Source organism: Oxalobacteraceae sp. CFBP 8761, assembly GCA_014841595.1.
Lineage (GTDB): Bacteria > Pseudomonadota > Gammaproteobacteria > Burkholderiales > Burkholderiaceae_D > Telluria.
On record JACYUE010000010.1, the window covers coordinates 1 to 2,926 of the forward strand.

The window sequence follows — 2,926 nt, forward strand, 5'->3', positions numbered from 1 at the left end:
GACCGAAGTCTTTGGCACCTTCATCAAACGCCCACACTTATCGACTGTTAATTTTTAAAGAACTTTATTCGGTGCTTCTTGCTGTTAGTAGCGAATCGTTTTGTTCGCTGCAGCAGAGAAGAGAGATTATGCTGTGTTTCCGAAATCTCGTCAACTCTTTCTTTTCGCTTCGTCTCAGATTTCTCTGTAGACATTGCTCCCGTAACCACTTGATTACGTTAACATTTTCGGTCAGTGCCGAAGCGGAGGCGAACTATAACAAACCATGGGTAGATTGCACAAGACCCCTTCAGGAATATTCTTCAAAGCGAGTATTCATGCGTCAAAAATAGCAATACGCGACAGATGACGGGGCTTGCTCCACGAATCGCGAGGGACTGCCAAAGCATGAGGGCGCTAGCCCCCTTGGGTAGCATTGCTTGCAATTATCTAGTGTGCGACCTATATTGGATCCATGACGACCCCTCCTCTTCCCTCTACCACCACGCCTCGCCTCGACGAACAGCTATGCTTCGCGCTGTATTCGACTTCGTTGGCAATGATGCGGGTTTATCGTGGCGTGCTCCCTCAACTGGGCCTGACCTACCCTCAATATCTCGTCATGATGGTGTTGTGGGAACAGGATCAATTGACGGTGTCAGATATCGGCGTGCATCTGTTCCTGGATTCCGCAACGTTGACCCCATTGCTCAAGCGCATGGAGGCCCAGGGCCTCGTGCAGCGCAATCGTGCGCGTAGTGATGAGCGGCAAGTGATCATCAGCCTGACTGACGATGGCAAGGCACTCAAACAAAAAGCCGCCAATGTAATGGCGGCAGTATTTCGTGCGACAAAGTGTTCGGCCGACGAAGCAGAGACATTACGTGGTCAGTTGGTCGAACTGCGCAATAGCTTGAACGACAACGACGGCTAAGCCGACGCTGTCGTTCATCTGACTTATGCTGCGATTCGCAGCGGCTGGTTCTCGGCATTGACTCGGAACACCCGAACCGTTCGCAACAAACTCCCCGCTTGCTCATTAAGCGCTGCTGCCGACGCAGCGGACTGCTCGACCAGCACAGCATTTTGCTGGGTTGCTGCATCCATCTGATCAACAGCAAGGTTGACCTCTTGAATGCCGGCGTGTTGCGCTTCGCTGGCGGCAGCGATCTCTTCGATAATGCCACTGACATGTTGCACGCTCGTCACAATGTCGTTCATCGTCATGCCGGCTTGCTCGACCAGTTTCGAGCCCGCATCCACCTTGGCGACCGATTCGCCGATTAATGCGGAAATCTCTCTTGCGGCGCTGGCGGAACGCTGGGCCAAGCTTCGCACTTCACTGGCGACCACGGCGAAGCCACGGCCCTGTTCGCCTGCACGCGCTGCCTCTACTGCAGCGTTGAGTGCGAGGATATTGGTTTGAAATGCGATGCCATCAATAACGCTGATGATGTCCGAGATCTTGTGCGCAGATGCATTAATTTCCTGCATCGTGCTCACCACTGCAGTGACAACATTGCCACCCTTGCTGGCAACCTGACTTGCTGATGCCGCAAGCGTATTGGCATGACGGGCGTGTGCGGTATTTTGTTCCACCACGGCCGTTAACTTTTTCATCGACGTTGCCGTTCGACCCAGCGAGGAGGCTTGTTGAGCAGTGCGCGTTGAAAGGTCGCTGTTGCCGGCGGTGATTTCGCTGGAAGCATTTGCAATCATGTCAGTGCCACCCCGCACTTGCGCAACGATACGCTGCAGACTGGTTTGCATTTCACCAATGGCGTACATGACGCTCGCCCGATCTTTGGGGCGCACAGTCACCTTGACTGTGAGGTCGCCTGAAGCGATCGCCGATGCGATGCGATTGACTTCCAAAGGTTCGCCACCCAACTGACGCAGCAGGTGCGCCGTAATGGCGCCACCGACCAGAATACTGATCATCACTGCCGCGAGCGCAACTGCGATGATCGTCGTTTGTGCGGACGTGACAGATTGTTCTGCTATCAGCGTACCGGCTTCGACCTGCTTTTGCACGGCCTTGATTACGCGATCGATGTCCAGCACGTTTTGCCGGCGCAGCGGGCTGCACTCGTTGACCAGGAATGCACCATATTCCGTCATCTGCCCGGCATCGCGGTAGCGTCTTGGACGATTGAGTTCCTCTGCCATACGCAGCAGGCCGGTACGCATCGTCGCAAAGTCAGCATTTCCCTCAAACAAGGGTGCCAGAGCCTGCAGTTCCTTAAGGAAATTAGCCTTATGCTCGTCCAGCAGAGACAGCTCGCCCTGTGCTTGCATCGTATCCGGAATGATGTAGGCGTTGCGTGCAGCAAGCCCAGTTTGCGCGAGGGATTCACGCAGCGCATATAGGCGCTCGAGCTTGGTCGTGCGTACAGCGTTCTGAGTCGCCAGTTCCTGCCCAACATTTCCTAACTCACGCCAGGCAAAAAATGCGAGCACGATGATGAGGATTCCGACCAGGCCAAATCCAACGCCGAGTTTTGCACGGGTACTGAGTGAGGAAAATATGCTCATATGACAATGACTTTGAAAGAAAAAACGGTTTCTACGGATGGATTTGACCCATCAACTGGCGGATGTTGAACACTGACGGAAGATTATAGAGAAGATTTAATAGCGCACTATTGATTCCACACGGAAAGCAAAGTTTTCTGCTCGCCATGTCATTTGTACTGATGTTTTTTCACACAAAAGTCGGCATGACCTTGTCTGACGGGGGAGATACCGTAGAGACACAGTATATAAAGCCGCTTGCCAGACTGCCATGACTAGCATCGAGTGACGCAGTATGGTGACGGATCACATGTCAGGCCATTTTGATCGCGCAAAGCGAAAAGCCCCACTCAGATCACTGAGTGGGGCTTTTCTATATAACTAGCCTGACGATAACCTACTTTCACACTGGTTGCAGCACTATCATCGGCGC

The 2,926-nt window shown here is 53.1% G+C and carries 2 protein-coding genes; one reads left to right on the forward strand and one right to left on the reverse strand.

Going from position 1 to position 2,926, the window contains the following annotated elements; translation table 11 throughout:
* The first annotated feature begins 454 nt into the window (after positions 1-454).
* Positions 455-913, forward strand: coding sequence for a MarR family transcriptional regulator (locus tag IFU00_22795; protein MBD8545110.1), 459 nt, complete (start codon positions 455-457; stop codon positions 911-913).
* A gap of 23 nt (positions 914-936) precedes the next feature.
* On the opposite strand, the gene IFU00_22800 is transcribed toward IFU00_22795, so the two are convergent.
* On the reverse strand, positions 937-2,514 hold the full coding sequence (locus IFU00_22800) for a chemotaxis protein (GenBank protein MBD8545111.1): 1,578 nt from the start codon (positions 2,512-2,514) through the stop codon (positions 937-939).
* Between the last annotated feature and the right edge of the window lie 412 nt (positions 2,515-2,926).